Raw genomic sequence first — 26306 nt, 5'->3', positions numbered from 1 at the left:
TGATAATCTCATATTTATAATAATTGCTAAGTTTGTAACAAAAATGAATTCAATAATTTTTTAAGGGGTGAATCTTTGTTGGTTGGTGAAGAGTCTATTAGTGTTAATCGTTTCAGCAGTATGCCTTCAGATAATGGGGAAGAGTTGCATGCAAGTAATGGGGAAGAGTTGCGTGCTGATAATCTAGTAAATAATCGTGCTATTGACGCTAGAAAAGCTCAAAGAGATTTTTCTCATGTAAATACTTGTTCTAAAAATAAATTGTTAGTAAAAATTGCTGAACGCTTAGAATCTTCTGCAAAATATATTGCAAAAGCAAATGCAATAGATATGAGTGAAGCTAAGAATAATGGTATGGACGCTGGCAAACTAGATAGGTTGCTTTTTGACGAGGAACGTATTAAAAAAGCGGTTCAAGGTGTGTTTAAGATTGCGCAATTGCAAGATCCTGTTGGTGAAATCGTTCAAGGATATACGTTACCTAATGGGATTCGTCTTTCTAAAGTACGTGTTCCTATAGGAGTAATGGGCGTAATTTATGAAGCTCGACCTAATGTGACTCTTGATGTTATAGCTTTATGTATTAAATCTGGTAATGCTGTCTTATTGCGTGGTGGAAGTGCTGCACAGCATACTAACAGCGCTAGTATTTCTGTGATTCAATCTGTTATAAAAGAATCAAATTACAATGCAAATATAGTTCAATCAGTTGATGATTTAGGTAGGCTAGGTGCTAAAGCAATGATGCATGCACATGGTTATATTGATGTTTTAGTGCCAAGAGGTGGTTCAAATCTTATTTCTGCAGTTGTTAAAGAGTCGACTGTTCCAGTTATTGAAACTGGTGCTGGAAATGTTCACATTTATGTAGATAAAAGTGCAGATTTTGAAAAAGCTATACCAATTATTATAAATTCAAAAACACAGCGTGTTGGTGTGTGCAATGCTGCAGAAAAATTACTTGTACATAAAGATATAGCGAAAGATTTCTTGCCTAAAATTGCATCTTCTTTAGCTGAATATCACGTAGTATTACACGCTGACAATGAATCTTATAATATTCTGAAATCTTCTAATATTTCTGACTTGAACATTGAACATGCTACTTGTGAAGATTGGAATCGCGAATATTTGTCTTTAGATATGGGAGTAAAGATAGTAGAAGATGATATTGATGCGACTTGTCATATTGCAAAATATTCAACTGGTCATACTGAAACAGTTATTGCAGAAGATTATGAAACTATTCAACGTTTTATCTCTAATGTCGATTCAGCAGTAGTTATGGTAAATGCTTCTACGCGTTTTACAGATGGCTCAGAGTTTGGTTTTGGTGCGGAGCTTGGTATTTCTACGCAAAAATTGCACGCACGCGGTCCAATGGGATTGCGTGAAATGACAACAACTAAGTGGATTGGGTATGGAGATGGTCAAATAAGGTCATTAGGCGAGGTATTGTAAGAATATGGTTGATGAAAAAGCAAAGGATTCTCATTTAACTCCTTTAGAATCTTTAGACGTTGCTGCGCAACGTTTGTCAATAGTTCGTTATGTTTTTCTAGTGCAAATTGAAGATGGTATTTCATCAGCTTCTGCTCGTTCATCGTTGGAATATGCTGATGCTGTTCTTATGGGATGGCCTGAAGGTGATGATAATGACGTTATTATGCCTCCAGATGATTCATCAATGCAAGAAGTTTATACAACTATGCGTTTAATGGAAGATAATATTGCTTCATTTAGTGAGTTTGAGCGCTCTGGTGACATTGACAGAATGTCTGATATGTTAGTAGAAATAACTAATAACGTTGCTAAGATTCGCGGTATATTCCAGCCTAATTTCCCTCTTCCTACTTTCGCTGAAATACAGCGTGTTGTTACAGATGAATGGAATGAAGAAATGGGCAACATCGATCCTGATAGTGCAAATGATGCTTCAGAAGTTAAAAATGAAACTCGATTGGAAGAGAAAGAAGACGAATCGCATGAGTCATGATTCCTCTTCTTCTACGAGTCCTAATTATTTTTTAGATACTAGTTGTAATTCAACTCGTGAAGATTGCCGGCGAATGTCGGATTTATTTCAAGGGGATTTAAATAAAGCTATATCTGCACCACCTACTGTTGCAACAGCTAATTCTATGCGTAAATCAACTAGGGGTAATGTTCACGCGCGTCAGCGTATTGGAATTATGGGTGGAACATTCGATCCTATTCACAATGGGCATTTGGTTGCAGCGTCTGAAGTTGCTTGGGTTTATGATTTAGACGAAGTTATTTTCGTTCCTACAGGTAGGCCTGTTTTTAAGCTTGATAAAAAAGTTACAAATGCTGAAGATCGTTATCTTATGACAGTAATTGCAACTGCTTCAAATCCTAAATTCACTGTTTCTAGAGTAGATATTGACAGACCTGGTGTTACTTACACTATTGACACTTTAAAAGATATTCATTCTCAACATCCAGATGCAGAATTGTTCTTTATTACAGGTGCTGATGCTATTGCAGAAATTATGCAATGGAAAGACGCTCGTGAGATGTGGAATTTAGCGCGATTTGTTGCTGTAACTCGTCCTGGATATTCTAGACCTGAAAAATTAGCTTCTTCTCATTCTCCTTTAGTTCCTCGTGCTGCAAATATGAATATTTCGTCTATTGACGATATAGCAAATAGTGATTCAAAACATCTTCCTGTTGATATTTTGGAAATACCTGCCTTGGCTATATCTTCAACTGATGTTCGTAGACGCGCGCAAAATTCTGAACCAGTATGGTATTTAGTTCCAGATGGAGTAGTGCAATATATTGTTAAGCACGGTTTATATGTGAAAAGTTAGGTGTTTATTGGCTTGTCGCTTTCGTCTTCGCAAATGGCTAGTATTAAGTAAGTTCAACTCAGCGAACTAGCGTTTGGAGATATGGTGAGCATAATCCTTGAAGGAAAGCCAGATAAAAACCTTGTTCTTGTTACCGGTCGTGCCCATCCGAAACTTGCTCGTGATGTGGCATCTCAGCTTGGTATCGAAGTGTTGGAAACTACGGCATATGATTTCGCTAATGGTGAAATGTATGTTAGATACACGCAGTCTGTGCGTGGTACTGATGTATTCGTTTTACAGAGCCATTGTGATCCTGTTAATAAATCTATTATGGAACAGTTGATTATGATTGATGCTTTGAAGCGTGCTTCAGCTAGATCTATAACTGCTGTTTGCCCATTGCTAGGGTATTCTCGTCAAGATAAAAAGCATCGTGGGCGTGAGCCTATTTCTTGCCGTTTGATGTTTGATTTATTGAAGACAGCTGGTGCTGATCGTATTATGAGTGTTGATTTGCACGCTGCTCAATCTCAAGGCTTTTTTGATGGTCCTGTTGATCATTTGATTGCAATGCCTGTTCTAGTTGATTACGTGCGAGATCGTTTCCGTGATGATTTAGATAATGTTACTGTAGTTTCTCCGGATGCTGGTCGTATTAGAGTTGCTGAACAGTGGGCACAGCGTTTAGGTGGCGGTCCATTAGCTTTTGTGCACAAAACTCGAGATATCACTTGCCCTAATAAAGCTGTTGCGAATAGGGTTGTAGGCGATGTTAGAGGACGCGATTGTGTTATGGTTGATGATTTGATCGATACAGCTGGAACAATTGCTGGTGCTTGCAACGTGTTGAAGGATGCTGGAGCTAAGTCTGTGACTGTAGTTGCAACTCATGGCGTGCTTTCTGGTCCTGCTATAGAGCGTTTGAAATCTTGTGGCGCTCGCGAGGTAGTTTTGACTGACACTGTTCCAATTCCAGAATGCAAGCGTTGGGATGGTTTGACTGTTCTTTCTATTGCTCCACTTTTAGCTAGTGCAATTAAAGCAGTGTTTGAAGATGGATCTGTTGCAAAGTTATTCGATACTTATCCTGAACATCACGGTCAAGGTTTCTTGTTTGCGTAAAAATTAAGTTAGATTAGTGTTTTTATTTTATGAAGTATTCAAAAGTGCTTTTAGGTTACTGTAATGCACTGGAAAATATATAAAAATAAATACTAGAAGGTGACGCGCCACGCCAATTTGACGTTTTATGATATTGTGGCATAATTGAGTTTTGGCGGTTTTTTCCGCCGTTCCCTCATGGTGTAAAGGCAGCACACGGGTCTTTGGAACCCTTAGTCTTGGTTCGAATCCAGGTGAGGGAGCTTGTTTTAAGCGCTACTTGGTTTTCCAGGCGGCGCTTTTATTCTTTTATAGATATCATGCGATAATTCGTAATAGAATGAAAGAAAAGTAAAAATGACTTTAAGCAAGGAGCATGAGTGGAAGATTATAAAGTAGCTGCTGCGATTATATTAGCTGCAGGTGATGGAACGCGCATGCGTTCAGATACTCCTAAAGTATTACATTCTTTTGCTGGTAAAACTTTCTTAAATCGCGTAATGGATGCTATGTCTGGAGTAAATCCTGCGCAGCTTGCAGTAGTAGTCCATGCTCAAGCTGAGCGTGTTTCTGCAGCTGCTTTGAGTTATAACGCTAATGCGAGAATAGTGAATCAAGACGATAAGCCAGGAACTGGTAGGGCAGTGCAATGTGCTATGAAAGATCTTAACGAAGCTAAGAAGAACAGTGGAAATGGAGATTTGCAAGGCGCTGTTTTAATTGCTGCAAGCGATATGCCGCTTCTTGATACTCAAACACTACAGTCGTTGATTGATTTCCATAAAAACCATGGCAATGTTGCTACTGTTCTTACAGCAGTTTTAGATGATGCAACTGGTTATGGCCGTATTGTTCGCGAAGCTAATGGAGATGTTTTGCGTATTGTTGAGCACAAGGATGCTAATGCAAACGAATTAGCTATACATGAAGTTAATACTTCAGTATATGTCTTCGATGCACAAGTTCTTTCTGATGCAATAGCTAATTTGAATTCTCAAAATGCGCAAGGAGAATTTTATTTGACTGATGCATTAGAGCACGCTCGCACTCTTGGGCGTGTTGGAGCTATGGCTGCTCCAGATCCTTTAAGTGTTGAAGGTGTTAATACTCGCGTTCAGTTGTCTGTTCTTTCAAAAGCTTATAACAAGAGAGTATGCGAGAAGTGGATGCTTAAAGGTGTGACTATTTTAGATCCAGATACTACTTGGATTGAAGATGATGTTGTGCTTTCTAAAGATGTAACAGTTCTTCCTGGAAGTTTTTTGCAAGGTCATAGTGTCGTTGCAAGTGGTGCTGTAGTTGGACCTTATACTACTCTTATTGACGCTAGAGTTGATGAAGATGCTACAGTTGAGCGCTCGCGTGTGCAAGAATCGCATATTTGCCGCGGTGCTAATATTGGCCCATGGACGTACTTGCGTCCAGGAAATGTTCTTGGCGAAGAATCTAAAGCTGGCGCGTTTGTTGAGATGAAGAAAGCTCATATTGGGAATGGTACGAAAGTTCCACATTTGAGCTATATGGGTGATGCTGATTTAGGTGAGCACACGAATATTGGCGGTGGCACGATTACAGCAAATTACGATGGTGTACATAAAAACCATACGACTATTGGATCTAATGTGCATGTTGGAGCGGGAAATCTGTTTGTTGCTCCTGTTTCTGTTGCAGACGGTGTTACAACAGGTGCAGGATCTGTTGTGCGTCACGATGTTCCAGCGGATTCAATGGTGTATTCTGAGAATACTCAGCATGTTGTAGAAGGTTGGAAGCCTGCATGGGAGCGCTAGTTAAGGAGTGCTAGTTAAGGAGAAAAATAACTATGACAGCTTTAGAAAGTTCTGTAAATGCTATCCGTATTGCTGCTGAAGCAGCTGATAGGTTAAAAGCTACTAATTGCCAAGCTTTTGACGTTAGCAATTTGCTTGGAATTACAGATGCTATGCTTGTTGTTTCAGCTTCAAATGAGCGTCAAGTATTGTCTGTTGCTGAAGAAGTCGAAAAAGACTTGTACTTAAAAGATAACAAGCGTAAACCAATATCTCGAGAAGGCTTGGAGTTAGCGCAATGGATTTTGCTTGATTTTGGTGATTTTGTAGTTCATATTATGCATGAGGAAGCTCGTCAATTTTATCGCTTAGAGCGTTTATGGAATGATTGCCCTGCTATAGATTTGCAACTTAAAGACCATAGTGAAGATGATGCGTATGGCGATAATCAAGAGTCTGAAAGGTAGTGCAAAGTAATGGTGGATTTTGTTGAAAGCGCTGCTAAAGCTTGTCATAATACGAACTTAAACAGCTCTCATGAAGGACTTGCGCGTTCTGTTATGCTTATTCGCCATGGTCAAACGCCTTATAATGCTCAATTTCGTCTTCAAGGAATGATTGATATTGCTTTAGATGATTCGGGAATAGATCAAGTGACTCGTTCTGGTAAAGCTTTGCGAGTGCTTTTTGGAGCTTCCGATTTAGAAGATCCAAAGGATCCAAATAGCGAAGAGCGCGTGCGTATTACTCCAGAAGAAGCAGATGCAAGTTTTGTTGCTATTGTTTCTCCTCTTATTCGCGCTCAGCAAACAGCTCACGCTTTTGCAGATAAGATTGGGCTTAATGTGCACGTTGAAAATGGCGTGCGCGAGCGCTTCTTTGGCGAGTGGGAAGGACTTAACCGCCAGCAGATTAGCGAAAAATGGCCGGAAGATTTTAACGCTTGGGTAAAAGGCGAAGGCGGAGAGCTTAAGCACGGTGCAGAAACTAAGCAAGAAGTTGGCGAGCGCGCAGCTGCAACTGTTGAACAATGGGCGCGCAAAACCGGATCGGATCGAGATTTACTAGTGTTTTCGCACGGCTCTTGTCTTTCGCAAACTGTTCATAAGTTACTTGGATTAGATAAAGTAGATCCTTCTTATAAGACGATTGGTGGAATGGGAAACGGCCGCTGGGCGCGTTTAATTCCAAGTCTTAACGCGGATGGTTCAATTCATTGGCGTTTGGATGCTTACGATCAAGGTCCTGCAGCAGATCCTACAAGCCAACGTCTTATACGCATTTGGGGTGCAGCTTAAGTGTCATAATATCTTCTTTTTTGCCACTTATATTCCAAAAGCTACCGTTTAGCGATTTTGTAAAGACAGACTATTTACAGTGCCGTATAGTCAAAATTACAAAACAAAAGCTAGTAAACGCTAAGAAAAGTTAGCAAAAGCTAGTAAACGCTAACGGTAGCAACGGTAGCATACGGAAGGGAGGCTTGATGAAAGTAACGATTGCTATTGTGCCGCCAGAAGAAGAGCAGCACGCTCAATTGTCGGTTCACAATATTGACGACAATCTTAAACGCATCATAGCTCAGTTGCAAAGCGTTGATTCTAAAAATGCAAAAGCAAGCAGCACTGATAATAGTACTGTGAACACTGAAAATAATACTGCGAATGCGGCAAATAGCAACAGTAATTCATTTATATATGGTTATATTAACGATTCGATTATTGTTATGCACGAGCCAGATGTGATTATGATTTGCGTTGAAAATTCGCGCGTAATCATCCACAGTGATAAAGGCGAGTGTGTGTCTTACAAGCGCCTAATGGATTTCGACAATCCGCAATTTGCGTCTTTTGTGCGCATATCTAAATCCGCAATCGTGAACTTGAATCGCATTGTTCGAGTCGATCCAGGATTCGGTGGAAGTATGAGCGTAAAAATGGACGATGGAAGCGTTGAGTGGATTAGTCGCAGATGCTTGAGCTCATTCAAAAAGCGCTTAGGGATGTAGTTATAAACGTAATAACGAATGTAGTCAAATATAAAACTATCAAAATTTTAATACTGATTTTTTAATACTAGATTTTAATACTAGATTTTAATACTTAAAAAGGAAGCGATTATTATGGAAAAGCAAGTTGCAACAATAGGAAAAACAATTGTAAAAAACATTGTTAAAGGCATTAGCATAGGATGCATTATTTTTACAGTAATGTCTTTTATTTCAAGCCTATTAGCTCATAGCGCGGTTGGAAACAGAATTGCGTCTTATGCTGTTGCATCGTTTGTTATAGGCATAGGCTATGGAGTATTTGCTATTTTTTGGTCGAATGATCGCATGTCAAATGTTGCAAAGTTCGTTTTTGCACTAGTTCCACCAATTGCTATTCAATTTATTGTGTCTGTGATTGTTGGGTGGATTTCATTCAAAGATGAGCCAGCTGTGATTTGCGGATGGATTGCGTTCACTGTTATTTTCCCGATTGCGATTGCTGCAATAATTTATTACTTCGAGAAGAAGAAAGCGGAAGAAATGAACGCTAGATTGCAAGCATTGCGTAAAGAAAATAAGTAAATTAGTTACAACTAAATAGTCGAATAAGAATAGTCGAATAAGAATTGAGTGGTGTTCATCTTCGCCTTTGAGGACGAACGCCACTCGATATTGTATGACGCTTGTTGAAAACGTACTAATTCGGCGTTTTGCAATATAATTTTTAAGAATTAGTCTTTTGTTATTGTTTTACCTGCATTAGCTCCAGAAGTTAAATCTTGAATTTCGCTAATTTCCATAACTGGAACTGCTGCAGGCTTTTTTGTGCCTTTTTCTTCTGCAATTCGCACTTGCTCCTCGTAAATCGCGTCATCTGTGTGAAGAGTTACAGTTCCGCGGAAGCGATAGCCTTTCTTTTCTGCTAAATTAGCAAACGCAACTACTAGCTGGCTTCCGTCTTGTAAGTTCTTAAAATGCTGTCCTGCAGTGCGTTCATGGTAGGCAAGGTGATTGTCATCAAGTACGAACATAGACATTTTTGGCCCTAAATCAAGCTCGCCATCTTTACTAATCGTTGCGATCCAAGCTAAATTATTTGCAATAAAATCTTTCATATCATCTGTGAGCTTTGCCATAATATTCCTTTCTATATTTTCAATTGCATTCATTATATTTATTTTATGCAATTAAGTTACAAGTAATCTTTATTGATACATTACGCTTATTGTGGATTGTATACGAGAGCTTAACGTAAAAAATTTCAAAGTTGTGATATAAATCACCGATTCCGAAATATATAAAGTCTATTTACATAATACGACTGTTGTTTGGGGTGAAATTTCGGAAATTTTACAAAAAAACGCTGAAGAGCTGTACTTTTCCTTTATTTGTGTATATTCTTATGATTTTATAAAGCATTTTTGCCAACTTAAAGAAAAATTTAAGGCATAGAATTGGAAGGAGTGACATGAGTATACAGAATGATGTTCAACCAAGGCAGTCTAATCGAATGAGCGTAAATATTGCTCGAATCATGTTGCTAACTTGTGCTGCGATTTGGGGCGGTAGCTATGTTTCTTCAAAATATGCTCTTAATGTTTTTCACCCTCAATGGCTTATGGGTGTGCGCATGATCGGCGCATGCTTAATAATGGGCGTGATTTTCTTTAAGACTATTCGTAAAACTTTTACGTCTAAGTTGATTATTCCTTCTTTATTAACAGGAATTACGTATTACGCAACGCTTGTATTGCAAACTGAAGGTTTGCGTTGGGTTGATCCTGGTAGAAGTGCATTTCTTACTGCCGCGTATTGTGTGATTGCGCCATTTTCTGCATGGCTTATTATTAAAAAGAAGCCTACTGTTCTAGGCATTGTTGCAGCTTTCACGTGCGTAGTAGGTGTTGGTTTTGTTGCTTTGAAGCCAGGTATGTTCGCATTAGCATTCTCTAATGGTGATCTTTTGACTTTAGCGTGCGCTGCTGCATTCGCGTTTAATCTTACTTTTTTGGCTTATTATTCGCGAAAATATAATCCTATAACATTAACCTTTGGTCAATTCGTTGTTTCAGGAGTTCTATTTTTAGCTGGAGCTGTTATTAGTGAGCCATTACCAAACTTTAGTGAATGCACTCAATTAGGCACTATTTTCAATATGTTCTATTTGATTGTTGTTGTAACTGTAGTTGCGCAGATTATGCAAAATTATAGTCTTGTTTATCTTTCTACAGCTAATGCTTCTGTAATTATGTGCACAGAGAGTTTGTTTACATTGGTTTTTTCAAGTTTGCTTTATGGTGAGCGTGTAACTTATATGGCTTTTGTTGGGTTTGCTTTAATCTTTGCTGCTATTTTGCTTGCTAGTCTTTCTGAGCATATAGCGCATAAAAAGATTATTAAGAATACTCAAAATAATACGAAAGAGAAAGATTGTGTTGCATTGTTGCCTGTAACTTAAATGCTAATCTTAAGTTTTGTAACATTGTTTTGCTTACAATCCAGATTTTGGATTGTAAGCATTTTTTTATTTTCTACGAACGAAAACGCTGAATAACTTTATAAGTTTGTTTCTGTTTTTGCTTAAAATGTTGATATTTCAAGGGCTTTTAGTATGAAAAAGGGCTCCTAGTGATTTGCTAGAAACCCTGTTGTGGAGCTAGGGGGATTCGAACCCCCGACCCCCTCCATGCCATGGAGATGCGCTACCAGCTGCGCCATAGCCCCGTTTTTAAATATACAGTTCAAACGAACCTTTGATAGAATACAACAAATCTTCTCTTTATCCAAATGCGGCGTGTCGTATAGTTTTATATCTAGTCGTAGATGCAATTGCTAGTATTCTTAATATATTTTCGTTTTTTTTTACTATTGTTTTTATTTCTTTCACTTTAAGATTTATTTATTTAATCAATCAATCAATCAATTTAATCAATCAATCATCCACTTACTAAATTACCTAATTACACAATCATTTAATCATTTAATCAATTGCTTTTAGGCATATTAGTTACTACCTGTTCCAGAGTTTCCTTTAGTAGAGGAGCTTCCAGATCCTGAAGATGAGCTAGATCCTCCAATAGATCCTGATGAGCTTCCAGATCCTCCAATAGATCCTGAAGAGTCATCTTGAGATCCGGATTCTGAAGATGATTGAGATCCGGAAGAATCCTCTGTAGAACTTTCTCCATTAGATTGTCCATTTGCATCTGTTTGAGAACTATGATTTGGATCATTTTCATTATTACGCGTTGTACTATTATTAGTATTCGATTCTGATCCAGATTCAGAATCTTTAGATTTTTCGTGTGAATCGTTAGAATCGTTTGAATCCTCATAATCATTATTTGAAGGATTTTCTGTATTATTTCCTTCCTGATTTTTCTTTTGTTTATAATTCTTCTGATTTTGATTCGTATTTTGTTGTTCTATAGGCTGATTTATGTTATCTGTGCCTTTTCCTTGAGTTAATAATAATATTGCTCCTGCTGTTATAATCACAGCAACTAAAGCACTTAATATTGCTACAATTATTACCAATTTTTTATATTTATTTTCGGCTATGTCGCTATTGCTGTTTTCGTTATTGTATAAATTATTGCGATTATATGAATTTGTATAATTTTGTGAATTTTGTAGTGCTTTTGAAAGTGCAATAGGCTCATCTGAACCCTCTGAAAGTTCCATATCTTCTTCGCGTTGCTCTCGAATTGATGCAAGTTCCATAACGCGAGTGTTGTTAATACTTTCTTCATGCGCTTCTGAGCTAATCGTTCGTGCTTTATGTGTTTTATTATTGTTATTACTGTCATTTACTAAGTTTGCAATATTGGTCATGTTTTCATCTCCAATTGTTTGCATAATCTCAGTGTCGTCTATTTTATTAGATGTGCGACTCAGGTTTTGGATTTTTTCTTTTGAAGCACGTATAAGATTTTGATAAAATTGCGATGCTACAGCAGATACTATTGAACCTATTGCAGCTCCAATTACAGATCCTGCTATTCCGATTTTTGACGACAATAAGAGTGATGTTACTGCTGCAAGAGAGCCTGCGAGTACTTGTATAAATGATATGCCTTTGAAGAAGTTCTTCACGAGTACTACCTTAAACGAAATTATTATGTAACGCTGATAATACTAAAGAATTATACACAATTATGCAACTAATAATTATAAAAAGAATCCTCGCTACATTTAAGTAACGAGGATTGCAATAAACTCTAGTCTGCATGCAGTTACATGCACGAACCTCACAGAGCGTTAATCGCGAGGGCGAGAGCAGACTTACGGTTAGCAGCCTGATTCTTGTGAATCACGCCACGACCTGCAGCCTTGTCAAGCTTCTTAGCTGCGACTGCGAAAGCAGTTTCAGCTAAAGCTTTGTCACCGGCGGCGATAGCTTCGCGAGTAGCGCGGATAGCGGTTTTCAAAGCCGACTTAACGGCTACGTTACGCTTATGCGCTTTCTCGTTAGTGAGCACGCGCTTCTTCTGCGACTTGATGTTTGCCACTGTTACTCCAAACGACGTTTGCTATATAAGGACATACAGAGGGAAAGCATAGCATGATTGTAGGATAAATTGTTTTTATGAAATTGATTAGTGTAGATAATTTCATATTGTTCGCAAATGACTAATATTAAGGTAATATAGTTTACTTGCAGCATAGTTGTGAATTTTTGGATTACATATTCTTATATTTGTGATTATAAATTTTACTATGTTGCATCGTATTTGACTTATTAGCACGTATAGAAGGAGATATTTGCTTTGATTACATCGCATAACCAGCCAGGATTTACGGATCAATCGTTGATACGCAATTTCTGCATTATTGCGCATATCGATCATGGCAAATCTACTGTAGCTGATCGTATTTTGCAACTTTCCGGAATAGTTCCAGAGCGAGAGATGAGAGATCGTTTCTTAGATCGTATGGATATTGAGCAAGAGCGCGGTATTACTATTAAATCTCAGGCTGTGAGAGTTCCATGGACTTTTGAAGGCAAAGAGTATTCTCTTGGAATGATTGATACTCCAGGACATGTTGATTTTACTTATGAAGTTTCGCGCGCGCTTGCAGCTTGTGAAGGTGCTGTATTGCTTGTTGATGCAACACAGGGGATTGAAGCACAGACTCTTTCTAATCTTTATATGGCAATCGATCATGATTTAACTATTATTCCTGTTCTTAATAAAATTGATTTACCTAGCGCTGAGCCAGATAAACATGCTGAAGAAATAGCTGGTCTTATTGGTTGCAAGAAGGAAGATGTTCTAAGAGTTTCTGGAAAAACTGGTGAAGGCGTGAAGGATTTGCTAGATCAAATTGTGTTAGAAGTTCCTTCTCCGCATGGCGATCCAGCTGCTCCTGCTCGTGCTCTTATTTTTGACTCTGTTTATGATTCTTATCGCGGAATCGTCACATATATTCGTATGGTTGATGGAGAATTAAAATCGCGCGAAAAACTTCATATGATGGGCATTAGCATGACGCACGATCCGATTGAAATTGGTGTTATTAGCCCAGACATGACTCCTACTAAGGCGCTTGGAGCTGGAGAAGTAGGTTATGTTATTACAGGTGCAAAAGATGTTAGCCAGTCTAAAGTTGGCGACACTATTACTTCTGCTGCAAATCCTGCGACTGAGCCTTTAGAAGGATATCGTGATCCAAAGCCTATGGTTTATGCAGGCTTGTTCCCGATTGATAACGCTCAATTCCCTGAGCTTAGAGATGCTCTTGATAAGCTTAAGCTTAATGATGCTGCTCTTATTTACGAGCCTGAAACGTCAGTTGCGTTAGGTTTTGGTTTTAGATGTGGATTCTTAGGACTTCTTCATATGGAGATTGTTTCTGAACGCTTAAGTCGTGAATTTGGCTTGGATCTTATTTCTACTGCTCCTAACGTGACTTACGACGTGACAAGCGAAGATGGAACAGAGCATCATGTAATGAATCCTAGCGAATTCCCAGAAGGCAAGATTAAGCGAATTATTGAGCCAATGGTTGCTGCTGATATTATTACGCCGAAAGAATTTATTGGCGCTGTAATGGACTTATGTCAAGAGCATCGAGGTGAGATGGGAACAATGGAATACATTAGTTCCGATCGCGTGGAAATGCATTACCGACTACCTCTTGCGGAGATTGTTTTCGACTTCTTCGATCAACTTAAAAGTCGTACGAAAGGTTATGCTTCTCTTGATTATCATGAAGATGGTGAGCAATCTGCTGATTTAGTTAAGGTCGATATTCTTATTCAAGGCGATAAAGTTGATGCTTTTAGTGCGATTGTGCATCGCGATAAAGCTTATTCATATGGCGTTATGATGACTAAGAAACTTCGTGGTCTTATTCCACGTCAGCAGTTCGAGATTCCAATACAAGCTGCAATTGGATCTCGTATAATCGCGCGTGAGACTATTCGTGCTCTTCGTAAAGATGTGCTTGCAAAGTGTTATGGCGGCGATATTACTCGTAAACGCAAGCTACTTGAAAAGCAGAAAGCTGGTAAGAAACGAATGAAGATGCTTGGTCATGTTGAAGTTCCTCAAGAAGCATTCGTTGCAGCATTGTCAACAGATGAAAGTGCAAACGACAGAGATACTAAAGATAAGATTCGCGCTGCTCAAAAATCTGAAGGCTGATGTGTGTTGGAATCTGAAGTAAGTAAAGATGCGAATAGTTGCGATATGAGTAATTGCAAAATTAAAGCAGATTCGCTCCAATTATTGAATATGCATACGCCGTTTGAAGTATATATTCACGTTCCTTTTTGCTTAAGACGCTGCGGATATTGCGATTTTAATACATATACTGCGAGCGATATGGGTGAAGGCGCTAGCAGGGAAGGATATGCGGATATTGCGATTCGCGAAATGAATCTTGTACGTAAATGGCAAGAATTTCATGGAATTTGTGAGCCTGAAGTGCAATCTGTTTTCTTTGGAGGTGGAACTCCTACTGTTCTTAAAGCGCGTGATTTAGTGCGAATTTTTAAAGAAGTGAAGAATCTTTGGGGTATATCTAAAAATGCTGAAATTACTACTGAAGCAAATCCAGATACTGTAGATGAAGCATATATTTCAGAGCTTAAAGATGGTGGTTTTACAAGAATATCGTTTGGAATGCAATCTGCAGTGCCACATGTTCTAAAAACTCTTGACCGTACGCATACTCCAGAAAATGTCGCTCGTGGAGTAAATGCTGCTAGAGATTGTGGTTTGCGTTCCAGTGTTGATCTTATTTATGGCGCTCCTGGTGAGAGTTTGTTTGATTGGAAAAAGTCAGTAGAAATGGCTTTAAGTTTGGGTGTTAATCATATTTCAGCTTATGCCCTAACTGTTGAGCCACATACTAAAATGGGTCGCCAGATTTCTAAAGGTATTATTGAAGCTCCAAATGATGATGATGAAGCTCAAAAATACGAGATAGCAGATGAACTGTTTTCATCTTCAGGATTTTCATGGTATGAAATTTCTAATTGGGCGCGTTCAGGATTTGAATCTATACACAATCTAGGTTATTGGAAGAATATTGATTGGGCAGGTATTGGTCCTGGAGCTCACTCGCATTATAACAAAGTTTCAATGCTCTCAAAACAAAGTATGGATTCAAATGCTTTGAAAGCGGATTTGAATAAAAATTATAATCTTCGATCATGGGACATTTTACATCCAAAACATTGGGCTCATGCGATTAACTCTGGAAATGTTCCATGGCAAAACTATGAGTGTATAAACGAAGAAGATGCTTTGATTGAAGAAGTTATGCTTGGGCTCAGGATTAGATATGGTCTTGATATAGAAAATCTTAAAAAGAAAATGCGTAATAGCTGTAATAGAAATAATAATAATTTTGATGATTCGTATTTGAAAATGGCTATTTGTGAAGTAGTCGAAGAAGGTTTAGCAAATTTGAATGAAGGATGTCTTGTAGCTACAAGAAAAGGCAGATTGCTTAATGATCTTTTAATAGAAAAAATTGTTGATGCTTGCGAAGATGGTAAAGCAACACGCTAAATCTAATTCTTTAGAAGAAGTTCCAAGCATGGCTCTTGTATGCGATACTATATTGTTATATTGCATGAAACGAGCGTAGAAAGGAAATAGATCATGGCGAACAGGAAAGAACGTCGTGCTAGGGATAAGCAAAGTCGCAAAGGAATCCCATCTCAATATGATCAAACTAAAGGGCGCGGTCGTGGTGGAATGCTTGACGAGTATATTCTTCAAGATCGTTCTAGAAGACTTTCATCATATAAAAATGGAGAATGGAAGCCTACATCAAATGTTACAGCTGAAGAAGAGAAATTTACGCGCGCAGTTCGCCGTGCTAACTGCGGTGATGAAACTTTCAATGCTGTTCGTAAAGTTATAAGCGTGTTCTCATGGGCTGTGATTTTGATTTCTGCTTTCGCATTCTTTGTGCTTATGTGGTTTAAGAATCAGCCTATTTCACTTGTTATTACAGTATCGGTATTGTTTACTATTGGAGTTTTTGGCTTGTTCTTTACAATTGGTAATGCTAAAGGAAATCCTCGTCTGGATGATCATGGCACAGCGCTTTAATTATTTTGAGTTATCAAAATAACAAGTATTGCTTAATAATATTGCTTAATAATATTTCTCGATATTATTAAGCTTTATTTTTTGCGCTCGCACTATATGCACAAAAATAGAGTTGCAGGACAAACTCTTGTGTTGGGGAACAAAATCTACAACGTGGCAATTTGTTATAATGTATTGATATTTCTTTGTTGTAATAGTACGTTCTCAAAAAATTTCATATATATTCCGAGTAAATAAACAGTTTATTCAAATGATTTCTTAAGGTTATATATGTTAGTCTTTTTCGATATATTAAAGTAAAAGTTTTACTTTAATAAGTGAATAATGATATAAATAATAGAAAGTATGTAAATAAATTATAAAAATATTCCGTGTAATGTATTTCAGTGGAGAAAGGCATTTTATGACATTTATTTCTCGCGCAATTCGATATATTGCAAGAAAGCGCATTAAGAGTTTGATAATTTTTGCTATTCTTACTTTAATCTCAACGCTATTATTATCTTCTCAAGCTGTTAGTTTTGCATCTCTTAGAGAAAGTGAAAAAGTAGAAAGTCAATCTTCGTCTAGTTTTGTTCTTTCTAATAATCCTCAATTTAATACTGGAACTCCTAGGGGAGCTGGCACAGTAAAGCCTGAAGACGTAGCTAAAATTTCTAAAATTTCCGGAATTTCCTCGTATGTAGTTCGCCAAAATGTTACTGCTGATTTAGTTGATGCTAAAGCTGCGCGTATTAAAGGAGTCAAGGATTATGATTCAAAGCGCGAAAAACAATTCGGTAATGCTGTTAATTTAGAAGGAACAAATGATTCTGCTTCTCTAAATGCTTTTGTGACTAAAACGATTTCTTTAGTTAAAGGAAGGCATATAAATTCAAATGATTCTCATACTTCATTTATTCATGAGGATTTAGCTAAATTAAATAATTTACGCATAGGCGATAAGCTTATTTTAAAAGCTAATCCGTATGATGCAGATAATGTTAATCAATCTAAAGAAAGTGTCACAACTACTATTGTTGGTATATTTGGTGGCGCAAATAATCGAAGTGTTGCAACAAGAGCGGAACTTACTGCGAATACTATTTACACTGATTTGAAAACCACTAGAGAGCTTTATAAGTATGAGCCTCAAAAAGAAATATATCAGGATGCAATTTTCTTTGTTAAACATGGTTATGATGCAAATCAAATTATAAAAAAGGCGTCTTATTTGAATATTGATTTGCAATCATATCAATTAACTAGGAATGATCAATTTGTTTCTGGTCTAATATCTGCTGCTAAAGGTGTTCGTTCTATGATGAACGTTACGACTATAGCTGTTATCGTCTTCGCAATTATTGCTTTAGGATTGGTTTTGCTTTTGTATCTTAATGAAAGACGCAAAGAAATGGGAGTGCTAATTTCTATTGGAGTAAAGAAAATTTCGATTATTTTCCAATATATTAGTGAGATTCTTTTTATATCAATTTTCTCAATCATAGTTGGATATTGCATGTCATTGTTTGTTTCCAAATGGATGGGAAGCTCTGCATTAAATTCTGTCAACAGTTCTTCTGCTAGTGAATTGAGTAATATGGGTCAAGCTGGTGGAAATCTTGAGTCAAGTATGGCAACAAGAACAATAGATAAACTTATTGTTAGTGTTGACTTGAATTGTATTGTAATTACATCTTTAATTATTGTTTTCGTAGTCGTAATTGCAGTATTTATATCAAGTTTGCCAATATTAAAGAAAACTCCTAAAGAGTTGTTGGGAATGCAAAAATAGTTTTTATAAATTTTATAAAACTGTGTATTTTTCAAGGAATGAAATGTATCAACCAATAAAAACTGTGTTACATAGGTCTTGGATTTCTGTTGTAAGGAAGCCTAGAAGAAGCGCTATGTTAATGTTGATTATTACTTTAGTATTGACTTCTTTAGTTTCTCAAGCAGGTGTGATTGCTGCTATCGAATGCGTTCAAGAAAATATAAATAATAATATTGGATTAGGTTTCAACGTTTATTCTAAAAGTAATTCAGATAGTAATGTAAATAAATCTGAAGTTGCTGATTTAGAAGCGGTTGGCTCTGATTCAAGTAATTCTGATTCAAGTAATTCTAGTGAAACTAATAAAGTTAGTAGCTCTGTAAATAATTCTCAATTTGGAATTAGTTTAGAGAAAGCTAAAATGTTTTCATCAATAAAAGGCGTGAAAACAAGCTCTTATGAGTCTGAAACTCTTGCTTATGCTCGTGGAATGAAACTTGTAACGGTTTCTTCTGGACTTAGATTAGATAATGATAAATTAAAATCATATGAAGGTGTTATTGGAACAACATCTTCTAAGCTAGCGTCTGGATTCCAAGAAGGTTTGTATAATCTTGAAGCTGGAAAGCATATTGATTCTCAAAGTTCTCATAGTGCAATCGTGCATAAAGCTTTTGCTGATAAGAATAATCTTCAAATAGGTTCTGAAATTACTCTTAATCAAGGTAATCGGAATGTGAAAGTATCGGTAGTTGGCATATTTTCTGGCAAAACGCAAACTAAAGGAATTATGCCATATGATATTTCGGAGAATAAAATTTTTACAGATATTGAAACAGCTTTTACTCTTAGCTCAACTAGATCTATAAATTCTGTTAGATGCGTTATGAGTAGTGATGATTTATTGCATAATGCTCTTATTGAAGCAAGAAAAATATCAAAAGGAAAATTTGATGTTGAAGATAATTCATCTCGTTTTAGTGCTGTATTGCAATCTGTAAAATCAGTTAAATCAATGGTAACTATGATTTTTGTGATTCTCGGATTAGTTGGAATATTGATTTTAATATTGGTGCTTGTTTTCTTTGTGCGCTCTCGCGTTCATGAAATAGGAGTATTTGTAGCTCTTGGCATTCATAAAGTTTCTATAGCTGCTCAAATGATTTTTGAAATTATTATTATTTCTTTAGTTTCAGCATGCTTATCTCTTGTATTTGGTGCGTTTTCTTCACGCTCAATAGGGCATGTGATGCTTTCGAGTATTTCAGATTCTTCTATTTCGTCATTGCATATTCCAATATTGCCGTTTAGTCAAACTGTATTTGCGTTGCTTTTAGGATTCATTATGGCGATCCTTGCGTTGCTGCTTGCGTTGATTCCATTATTTGTTTCTAAGCCTCGCTCTGTTTTAAGTTCTATGAGTTAAAAGTAGGTATATAGACAAAATTTATGAAAATATTTTAATTTAATTTATTTTTGCATAAAAATTTTAATAATGAATTATTGCGATAAAAGGAGTGATTATGAAAAATTTATTAGAGTTGAATAATGTTGAATATTCTTATGGTCCTGCAAATATAGCTGTTCTTCGCGAAGTTAATGCTGTATTTGAATCAAGTAAGATGTATAGCATAACAGGACCATCTGGTTCTGGAAAGTCAACAATATTATCTTTGTTAGCTGGTTTAGATTCTCCTAGTAAAGGTAGTGTTCTTTTCAACGGTGAAGATATTGCAAGTACTGGATATGCTAACCATAGAAGAAAGCATGTTTCTTTAGTTTTTCAAAGTTTTAATCTTATTGATTATTTAACTCCGCTAGAAAATTTAAGACTTGTAGATCCTAAAGCGAAAATCGATGTTTTATATGAGTTAGGTCTGAGTAAACAAGAGTCGACTCGTAATATTACGCAACTTTCAGGTGGTCAACAGCAACGTGTTGCAATTGCTCGTGCGCTTGTTTCTTCTTCTCCAGTTATTTTAGCTGATGAGCCTACAGGAAGCTTAGATCCTGATACGACTTGTGAAGTTATTTCTTTGCTTCGTGATGCTGCTCATAAACGTGGAAAGTGCGTAATTGTTGTTACGCATTCATCTGAAGTTGCATCTGCTGCGGATGTAAAATTAGTTCTTAAAAAGAAGAGGCTTATTTTAAAATGATTTTATAGAGTTTGTTCTTTGATTCTTTAGTCTAATATTTTATAAATATTAGACTAAGCTTCATTAAATTGCATGTTTTGTCTTCAGTTGTGCTAATAATAAACACATCGACCAGAGGTTGCATTCGACAAAAGTATCCAATATGAGCTTGAAAGTTGCGAAGATTATTGGTGAAAGGGGAGAATGCCGAAATTTACGATAATGCTTTCTTATTCGTAAGTTGGGATTTGATTTAATAAGTCAAATACTGTCGCAGTATATTCGGCGTATTGCTGCGGAGAGCTATCGACATGCATGCTGTGCTTGTTTACCTCTGAGAGTTATAAAGGAGGAAACGTGGAACACAGTTCAAACTCGTCACAAATCCATGGAATAAATGATTCTCATATTGTAAGTGGTGAAGTAAAGCGCAGTCTTAAAACTCGCCATATTTCTATGATTGCGCTTGGTGGAAGTATTGGCACAGGCTTGTTTGTTGCTAGCGGTGCTACTATTCATATGTCTGGTCCAGGTGGTGCGTTGTTAGCTTATGGCGCAATTGGCATTATGGTTTATTTTCTTATGACTTCGCTTGGAGAATTAGCTACTTTTATGCCGATTAGTGGATCTTTTGCATCATATTCTGGAAAGTTTATTGATCCAGCTTTAGGTTTTGCTATGGGTTGGAATTATTGGTTTAATTGGGCGATTACTGTTGCTGTAGATGTTAGTACAGCAGCAATAGTGTTAAGATATTGGTTTCATAATGTGCCGTTATGGGTATTTTCGTTAGCAGTTTTGTTAATAATATTTTTAATAAATGTTCTTACTGTAAGCTCTTTTGGTGAAACTGAATATTGGCTTTCAATTATTAAAGTCATTGCAGTTATATTCTTTATTGTTGTTGGAATGCTAACAATCGTAGGCATTTTTAATAATAAAGCGCCTTTTTTGACTAATTTCACGTATAAGGATGCGCCTTTTGTAGGAGGTGTTCCTGCTGTGTTAAGCGCATTTGCTATAGCTGGATTCTCATTCCAAGGAACTGAGCTTATTGGTATTACAGCTGGTGAATCAGCTACTCCAGAGAAGAGTATTCCAAAAGCTGTTAAACAAGTATTTTGGCGTATATTGCTATTTTATATTCTTGCTATTTTCATTATTGCGTGCATTATTCCTTATACTAGCCCTAGTTTGCTTGGCTCAGACGTAAAAGATATAGCTATGAGCCCGTTTACTACTGTTTTTGAAAGAGCTGGTATGAGTCTTGCTGCAACAGTTATGAATGCTGTTGTTTTAACTTCTGTAATTTCTGCAGCCAATTCTGGAATGTATGCGTCTACTAGAATGTTATATGCGTTATCTAAAGAAGGACATGCTCCTAAGATATTTGGAAAAGTTAATTTACATGGAGTTCCAATTCCAGCTTTGCTTTTAACATTTGCAGTTGCATTGGTTACATTCTTTATGAGTATTTTTGAATCCAATATTTACTTATTCTTAGTAGCAGCAAGTGGATTAACAGGTTTTATTGCTTGGGCTGGTATAGCTGCATCTCATTATAGGTTCCGCAAAGCTTATTTAGCTCAAGGTAATTCATTAGATAGCCTTAAATATAAAGCAAAATGGTATCCGTTTGGTCCGATTATTGCGTTCTTATTATGCGTGCTTGTTATAGTAGGGCAAGATTTAGAATCATTTAGTAAGCTTAATTGGCAAGGAATTGGAATTACTTATATGTCTGTTCCTTTATTCATTGTGTTTTATTTAGCATATAAAATTAAGAATCATACTAAAGTAATTCCTCTTAAAGAAGTAAATCTTAAAAATAAGTGATTTGATTTATATATGTTTGATGCCTTGCGACTTACGTTGCAAGGCATCAAACATATTATCTTTTAGCGTAGCATGCTTCACTTAGTTAGTTTTTCTTTTGATCAGTCGGTGGAGCTGGTGGATCAGCTGGCTTTTCTACGTTCTTCTTTGGACCAGCTGGCTTTTCGCCGTTCTTCTTGTCTGGATTTTCTATGTTCTTCTTTGGACCAGCTGGCTTTTCGCCGTTCTTCTTGTCTGGATTTTCTATGTTCTTCTTTGGACCAGCTGGCTTTTCTCCGTCCTTCTTGTCTGGATCTTCTCCGTCTTTCTTTTTATCTTTTTTATCGCCTTGCTGATTGGATTTGTCTGTTTTATCTTTTTTAGTGTTTTTACCTTTATTTTCTTGTTTATGTGTTTGTTTTGTTTTAGATTTTTGTTCTTCTTGTTTTGTTTTGCGCTTATTTGGTTTATTTTTATTGGTTTTTGTTTGCTTATCAGGTTTCTTTGAATCCTGCTTATTGCTCTTGTTGGAATCTTCTTTCTTTTGTTCTTCTTGGCTATTATCTTTATTTTGATCTTGTTTATCGTTCATCTCTTTAACTAAAGACACAGCTAGAGCGCGTATATCTGTTGACTTATTTGAATACCATTGCAATGCTGCTAAAGCTTCAGCGTTGCGAGAACCTAAATCTTCAATCGAATTCGCATTGCACGCAACTATACTAGGAGATTTTTCTTCAAGCATTTCAGATAGTTTTTTACTGTCATCATTATCTTGATGAGATAAGTTTATTAAAAGTTGATTATTTACAAGCTTTTCATAGGATTTACGAGCTTTTGAAACTTGCGCTACTTGTTCTTCACATTGGCGACGTGCTTCTTTTACTCTTGATGATTGTCTTATGTACCAAAATGCACCTAAAGATGAAATCGCAATTGCAAGCACAACTATTCCAACTATAAATTTTATAAGTTGTCTTTTCTTTGCGGATGCTCCAAGTGAAACTTTTGTTGCCATATGTATTCCTCTACTTGTTAATCGTGTTATTCGAACATGTGTAGCAAATAACGCATTAAGAATATTTTACGACATAGTATTTATGTTTGTATATGCTTTATAAATTTTTTCGGATATTAACTTTTGTTAGGAATCGTATAGAGAGCTTACGAAATATCTTGTTTATCTTTCGATTCTAAGCTTTTCCATACTATTCTTCTCATAGATGCTTTAATCTCAGGATCTTCGTAAATATTACGACTTATTTTAAGTCCCCATTGAACGCATGAATTATCGCAATGATCAGATCCGATAGACACATAACCAATGAATTGTCCTAGTTTTACAGATTCTCCTACATGCATATCTGTTGTCGCAGGTTCAAAAGTTGAAGTAATGTACCCGTGCTTAATGCTTACAACTTTTTTATTTGCTACTTTTCCAGAAAAACTTACAATTCCATCTGCTGGTGCGAAAATCTCAGTTCCTTCTAATGCTTCTAAATCAACTCCTCTGTGTCCAGGCATCCAGGGCTTAACTGGCGAGTAAAAAGGACGCAATACTTCGACTTGTTTAACTGGCCAGTTCATACTTGCTTCACATATGCCGTTTATGAATGGTTTCTTATCGTTTACAAATATTTGCTTGTAATTTGCGTTAGTAATTTTATTGCAAGTATTGTGTGATATAAAAGTTTCTCTGTTGTAATTGTTTGAGTCTAAAATAATCAAGTTGTTCATGTTAAAATAGCAAATTATTAAAGCAATTAGCCAAATCAACAAAATTATTGAAATTGATATTGTGCATATAAACTTACGATTCTTATGATTGAGATGAGATTTTTGCGTATAAGTTTGTAAACGTATTCCCAAAATCTTTTTTAAACAATTTAAATAATTCTCTCTAATGTAACTTTTATTCAACATTGACACCAACCTTTAATATTCAAGTTCATATAAAGCAGATAATAAATAGAAATTTATATGATTATGAATCAAGATTTACAAAAATGGAAACAAATCTAGCTATTGTGGTCAGAGGTTTGTGTATGTTGATGGTTATTTGTGGATGTTGACAGTTATTGGCGGAGGTTGATGAAGTAAGTTTATTGGCGGAGGTTAGTGAAAGTTGACGAAACGCGACACGCCAAAACTAAGAAAATTTGCATATCAAAAAAATCCGTGTAATATAAATGTCTTGTGCACAGCACACAGCTAAACACAAAGGATATTCCTGCGTAGCTCAGTTGGCAGAGCGTTCGACTGTTAATCGAATGGTCGCTGGTTCAAGCCCAGCCGCAGGAGCCATTAACCACCGTTTGCGCGGTGGTTTTTTATTATATGAATTTTTGCGTCTACACATGCTTATTGCATTACTTCAAAAGTGTAGCGTTATTTCGAGTTATTTCCCAAAAATGTAGGATACTTAAGCTATAAGCCAAGATACTTAGTTTTGTATAGAATGTTAGTGCAATCTACTAAAAGTGAAATGATTCACGATCTAAAGGGAGCGTTATGCAAGAATATTCTCGTCCGCTTAATGAGCACATTGAATATGATGCTAATATATTTTCTATTCTTGAAGATCGTGTTGAACGTCATCCTGATGATCCATTAGTTGAATATATTGATGAGTCAGGTAAATGGCAATCTTTTAGTGCAAAAGAATTTAGAAACAAAGTTGTTTGCGTTGCAAAAGGTTTAATTGCTCGCGGGATTATGCCTGGTGATTCTGTGTCGATTATTGCACATACTTCTTGGCAATGGACTGTTCTAGATTTAGCAATTATGTCTATTGGTGCTTTGACTGTACCAGTTTATGAAACGAATTCACAAGCTCAAATGATGACGATTTTTAAAGATTCTAACGTATGTTCAGTATTCGTAGAATCGCCAGAGATGCAAGAAAAAGTTTTGAATATTAAAGATCAAGTCCCAAGTGTAAAAGATGTATACGTTATTTCTCGTGATGCGCTTGATGCTTGCATAGAATATGGTAAAGCTGTTACTGATGCTGAATTTTATGAGCGTGAGAGTGCGATTGTTGGTGATGATTTAGCAACAATCGTATATACTTCAGGCTCTACTGGAGAACCTAAAGGAATAGAGTTATCTCATAGTAATTTTGTTTTTATAGCTAAATCTGGAGTAATTTCTATGCCAGATATTGCTATGAAAAAAGATGCAAGATTGCTACTGTTTTTGCCTTTAGCTCATGTTTTTGCTAGATTCATGCAATTTTTCTGTTTTGCAGGAAATGTGACGCTTGGATTAACAAGTAATTTGAAAACAATTCTTTCTGATTTCAAAACATTTAAACCGACATTCATATTGGGTGTACCTCGTATTTTTGAAAAAATTTATAACGCTGCTTCACAAAAAGCTGGTAGAGGTATAAAAGGATTCATTTTCGCTCGTGCTGCTTCTGTAGCTATTCAATGGTCTAAAGCTCAACAATCTACATCGCTTATTTCTCCGGTATTAGCATTAAGCCATTCTATTTTCAAAAAGCTAGTGTACAAGTCAATTTTGCAAGTTTTTGGAGGATCAGTTGAATACGCTGTTTCTGGTGGAGCTCCACTCGATTTATCAATAGCGCATTTCTTTAATGGTGTAGGTCTTCCTTTGCTAGAAGGATATGGTATGACTGAAACATGCGCTCCTTCTATGGTGAACCCTACAGTTGGGTATCGCATTGGTACTGTTGGCTTGCCTGTTAAAGGCGTAACGGTCGCAATTGACGATGAAGGCGAGTTATGTATTAAAAGCCCTGCTGTTTGCAAAGGGTATCACAATCATCCTGAGATTACTGAAAAGCAGATTGTGAATGGATGGTTGCATACAGGCGATTTTGCTTCTTTGGATAGTGATGGTTTTGTGAGAATCACTGGTCGTAAGAAAGATCTTATTATCACAGCAGGTGGAAAGAATTTATCTCCTGGTCCTTTAGAAGCGTCTATTATGACTTCTCCTGTTATATCTCAATGCGTAGTTATAGGTGATAGAAAGCCTTTTGTTGCAGCTATTATTTCTCTAGATTTAGCAGAAGTAAATTCATGGTTGAAACAAAAAGGTGCTTTGCCTGTTGCCTCTCTTGCTGAAGCATCTAGGAATTCTATTGTTCGTTGCGAAGTTGAGAGAGCTGTTTTGAAAGCGAACACTATGGTTTCTCGTGCTGAATCAATTAGGCGCTTTGAAATTGTTGCAGAAGAATTTACTCAAAAGAATGGGCTTATTACTCCAAGTATGAAAGCTAGAAGAAAAGCAGTAGTTGAACACTATAAAGACTTGATTGAGCAAGTGATTTACGCTCCACGCAAGAGCAAGTGATTAGCTAGTAGATTAAGCT

At 36.6% G+C, this 26306-nt stretch carries 23 protein-coding genes, 3 tRNA genes and 1 riboswitch; of the genes, 20 read left to right on the top strand and 6 right to left on the bottom strand.

Annotated elements, in window-relative coordinates; all coding sequences use genetic code 11:
• The first annotated feature begins 120 nt into the window (after window positions 1–120).
• From HMPREF3230_RS01620 to HMPREF3230_RS01575, 10 genes are all read left to right on the top strand, one after another.
• Window positions 121–1461, top strand: coding sequence for a glutamate-5-semialdehyde dehydrogenase (locus tag HMPREF3230_RS01620; protein WP_075523286.1), 1341 nt, complete (start codon window positions 121–123; stop codon window positions 1459–1461).
• Between the two features lie 4 nt (window positions 1462–1465).
• Window positions 1466–1996, top strand: a complete 531-nt coding sequence (locus tag HMPREF3230_RS01615; protein ID WP_075523239.1) for a phosphoribosylglycinamide synthetase — start codon at window positions 1466–1468, stop codon at window positions 1994–1996.
• Window positions 1997–2069: 73 nt separating this feature from the next.
• Entirely contained in the window at window positions 2070–2837 is a 768-nt protein-coding gene (gene nadD, locus HMPREF3230_RS01610) for a nicotinate-nucleotide adenylyltransferase (protein WP_075523285.1), read from the top strand.
• Between the two features lie 81 nt (window positions 2838–2918).
• The gene (locus HMPREF3230_RS01605) at window positions 2919–3941 is read left to right on the top strand and encodes a ribose-phosphate diphosphokinase (protein WP_075523238.1); all 1023 of its coding nucleotides are present in this window, start codon (window positions 2919–2921) and stop codon (window positions 3939–3941) included.
• Window positions 3942–4112: 171 nt separating this feature from the next.
• Window positions 4113–4183 (top strand) — tRNA-Gln (locus tag HMPREF3230_RS01600).
• 117 nt (window positions 4184–4300) lie between these two features.
• Window positions 4301–5710: a bifunctional UDP-N-acetylglucosamine diphosphorylase/glucosamine-1-phosphate N-acetyltransferase GlmU gene (gene glmU / locus HMPREF3230_RS01595; RefSeq protein WP_075523237.1), complete on the top strand. Its 1410-nt coding sequence runs from the start codon at window positions 4301–4303 to the stop codon at window positions 5708–5710.
• Between the two features lie 32 nt (window positions 5711–5742).
• Window positions 5743–6156 carry a ribosome silencing factor gene (rsfS, locus tag HMPREF3230_RS01590; protein ID WP_075523236.1) on the top strand — a complete coding sequence of 138 codons (414 nt, stop codon included), beginning with the start codon at window positions 5743–5745 and terminating at the stop codon, window positions 6154–6156.
• Between the two features lie 9 nt (window positions 6157–6165).
• Complete coding sequence (locus tag HMPREF3230_RS01585; protein ID WP_075523235.1) at window positions 6166–6987, top strand: histidine phosphatase family protein; 822 nt, start codon at window positions 6166–6168, stop codon at window positions 6985–6987.
• A gap of 188 nt (window positions 6988–7175) precedes the next feature.
• Complete coding sequence (locus HMPREF3230_RS01580; protein ID WP_075523234.1) at window positions 7176–7697, top strand: LytTR family DNA-binding domain-containing protein; 522 nt, start codon at window positions 7176–7178, stop codon at window positions 7695–7697.
• A gap of 114 nt (window positions 7698–7811) precedes the next feature.
• Window positions 7812–8261, top strand: coding sequence for a DUF3021 family protein (locus tag HMPREF3230_RS01575; RefSeq protein ID WP_075523233.1), 450 nt, complete (start codon window positions 7812–7814; stop codon window positions 8259–8261).
• Window positions 8262–8410: 149 nt separating this feature from the next.
• On the opposite strand, the gene HMPREF3230_RS01570 is transcribed toward HMPREF3230_RS01575, so the two are convergent.
• Window positions 8411–8815, bottom strand: coding sequence for a pyridoxamine 5'-phosphate oxidase family protein (locus tag HMPREF3230_RS01570; protein ID WP_075523232.1), 405 nt, complete (start codon window positions 8813–8815; stop codon window positions 8411–8413).
• Between the two features lie 332 nt (window positions 8816–9147).
• Here HMPREF3230_RS01570 and HMPREF3230_RS01565 point away from each other — a divergent pair, with 332 nt between their 5' ends.
• Window positions 9148–10137, top strand: a complete 990-nt coding sequence (locus HMPREF3230_RS01565) for a DMT family transporter (protein WP_075523231.1) — start codon at window positions 9148–9150, stop codon at window positions 10135–10137.
• A 193-nt stretch (window positions 10138–10330) separates the two neighbouring features.
• Here the strand turns inward: HMPREF3230_RS01565 and HMPREF3230_RS01560 are convergent.
• From HMPREF3230_RS01560 to rpsT, 3 genes are all read right to left on the bottom strand, one after another.
• Window positions 10331–10403, bottom strand: a tRNA-Ala gene (locus tag HMPREF3230_RS01560).
• Window positions 10404–10682: 279 nt separating this feature from the next.
• Window positions 10683–11774, bottom strand: a complete 1092-nt coding sequence (locus HMPREF3230_RS01555; RefSeq protein ID WP_075523230.1) for a hypothetical protein — start codon at window positions 11772–11774, stop codon at window positions 10683–10685.
• 155 nt (window positions 11775–11929) lie between these two features.
• Complete coding sequence (gene rpsT / locus HMPREF3230_RS01550; protein ID WP_075523229.1) at window positions 11930–12190, bottom strand: 30S ribosomal protein S20; 261 nt, start codon at window positions 12188–12190, stop codon at window positions 11930–11932.
• Window positions 12191–12448: 258 nt separating this feature from the next.
• Here rpsT and lepA point away from each other — a divergent pair, with 258 nt between their 5' ends.
• The 7 genes from lepA to HMPREF3230_RS01515 all read left to right on the top strand — a co-directional run bounded on the left by lepA (window position 12449) and on the right by HMPREF3230_RS01515 (window position 21982).
• Complete coding sequence (gene lepA / locus HMPREF3230_RS01545) at window positions 12449–14329, top strand: translation elongation factor 4 (RefSeq protein ID WP_075523228.1); 1881 nt, start codon at window positions 12449–12451, stop codon at window positions 14327–14329.
• 45 nt (window positions 14330–14374) lie between these two features.
• Window positions 14375–15703 (top strand): radical SAM family heme chaperone HemW, encoded by a 1329-nt coding sequence (gene hemW / locus HMPREF3230_RS01540; protein ID WP_075523284.1) that lies wholly within the window; start codon window positions 14375–14377, stop codon window positions 15701–15703.
• A gap of 93 nt (window positions 15704–15796) precedes the next feature.
• Window positions 15797–16252, top strand: a complete 456-nt coding sequence (locus HMPREF3230_RS01535) for a tripartite tricarboxylate transporter TctB family protein (protein WP_075523227.1) — start codon at window positions 15797–15799, stop codon at window positions 16250–16252.
• Between the two features lie 403 nt (window positions 16253–16655).
• Window positions 16656–18026 carry an ABC transporter permease gene (locus tag HMPREF3230_RS01530; RefSeq protein ID WP_075523226.1) on the top strand — a complete coding sequence of 457 codons (1371 nt, stop codon included), beginning with the start codon at window positions 16656–16658 and terminating at the stop codon, window positions 18024–18026.
• A gap of 43 nt (window positions 18027–18069) precedes the next feature.
• Window positions 18070–19434 carry an ABC transporter permease gene (locus HMPREF3230_RS01525; RefSeq protein ID WP_075523225.1) on the top strand — a complete coding sequence of 455 codons (1365 nt, stop codon included), beginning with the start codon at window positions 18070–18072 and terminating at the stop codon, window positions 19432–19434.
• A 97-nt stretch (window positions 19435–19531) separates the two neighbouring features.
• Window positions 19532–20167 carry an ABC transporter ATP-binding protein gene (locus tag HMPREF3230_RS01520; RefSeq protein ID WP_075523224.1) on the top strand — a complete coding sequence of 212 codons (636 nt, stop codon included), beginning with the start codon at window positions 19532–19534 and terminating at the stop codon, window positions 20165–20167.
• Between the two features lie 103 nt (window positions 20168–20270).
• A riboswitch (Lysine riboswitch) is annotated at window positions 20271–20460 on the top strand.
• Between the two features lie 142 nt (window positions 20461–20602).
• Window positions 20603–21982, top strand: a complete 1380-nt coding sequence (locus HMPREF3230_RS01515; protein ID WP_082266229.1) for an amino acid permease — start codon at window positions 20603–20605, stop codon at window positions 21980–21982.
• A gap of 85 nt (window positions 21983–22067) precedes the next feature.
• On the opposite strand, the gene HMPREF3230_RS01510 is transcribed toward HMPREF3230_RS01515, so the two are convergent.
• Both HMPREF3230_RS01510 and HMPREF3230_RS01505 read right to left on the bottom strand, forming a co-directional pair.
• A complete protein-coding gene (locus HMPREF3230_RS01510) occupies window positions 22068–22979 on the bottom strand; it encodes an EGFR-like transmembrane domain-containing protein (protein WP_075523223.1) in 912 nt (303 codons plus the stop codon).
• Window positions 22980–23125: 146 nt separating this feature from the next.
• A complete protein-coding gene (locus tag HMPREF3230_RS01505; protein WP_075523282.1) occupies window positions 23126–23548 on the bottom strand; it encodes a M23 family metallopeptidase in 423 nt (140 codons plus the stop codon).
• A 641-nt stretch (window positions 23549–24189) separates the two neighbouring features.
• Here HMPREF3230_RS01505 and HMPREF3230_RS01500 point away from each other — a divergent pair.
• Both HMPREF3230_RS01500 and HMPREF3230_RS01495 read left to right on the top strand, forming a co-directional pair.
• Window positions 24190–24265, top strand: a tRNA-Asn gene (locus tag HMPREF3230_RS01500).
• Window positions 24266–24472: 207 nt separating this feature from the next.
• Window positions 24473–26287: an AMP-dependent synthetase/ligase gene (locus tag HMPREF3230_RS01495; protein ID WP_075523222.1), complete on the top strand. Its 1815-nt coding sequence runs from the start codon at window positions 24473–24475 to the stop codon at window positions 26285–26287.
• Window positions 26288–26306 lie beyond the last annotated feature (19 nt).

This window comes from Gardnerella vaginalis, from assembly GCF_001563665.1.
Lineage (GTDB): Bacteria > Actinomycetota > Actinomycetes > Actinomycetales > Bifidobacteriaceae > Bifidobacterium > Bifidobacterium vaginale_A.
This window is presented reverse-complemented; position numbering and strand designations above follow the sequence as displayed.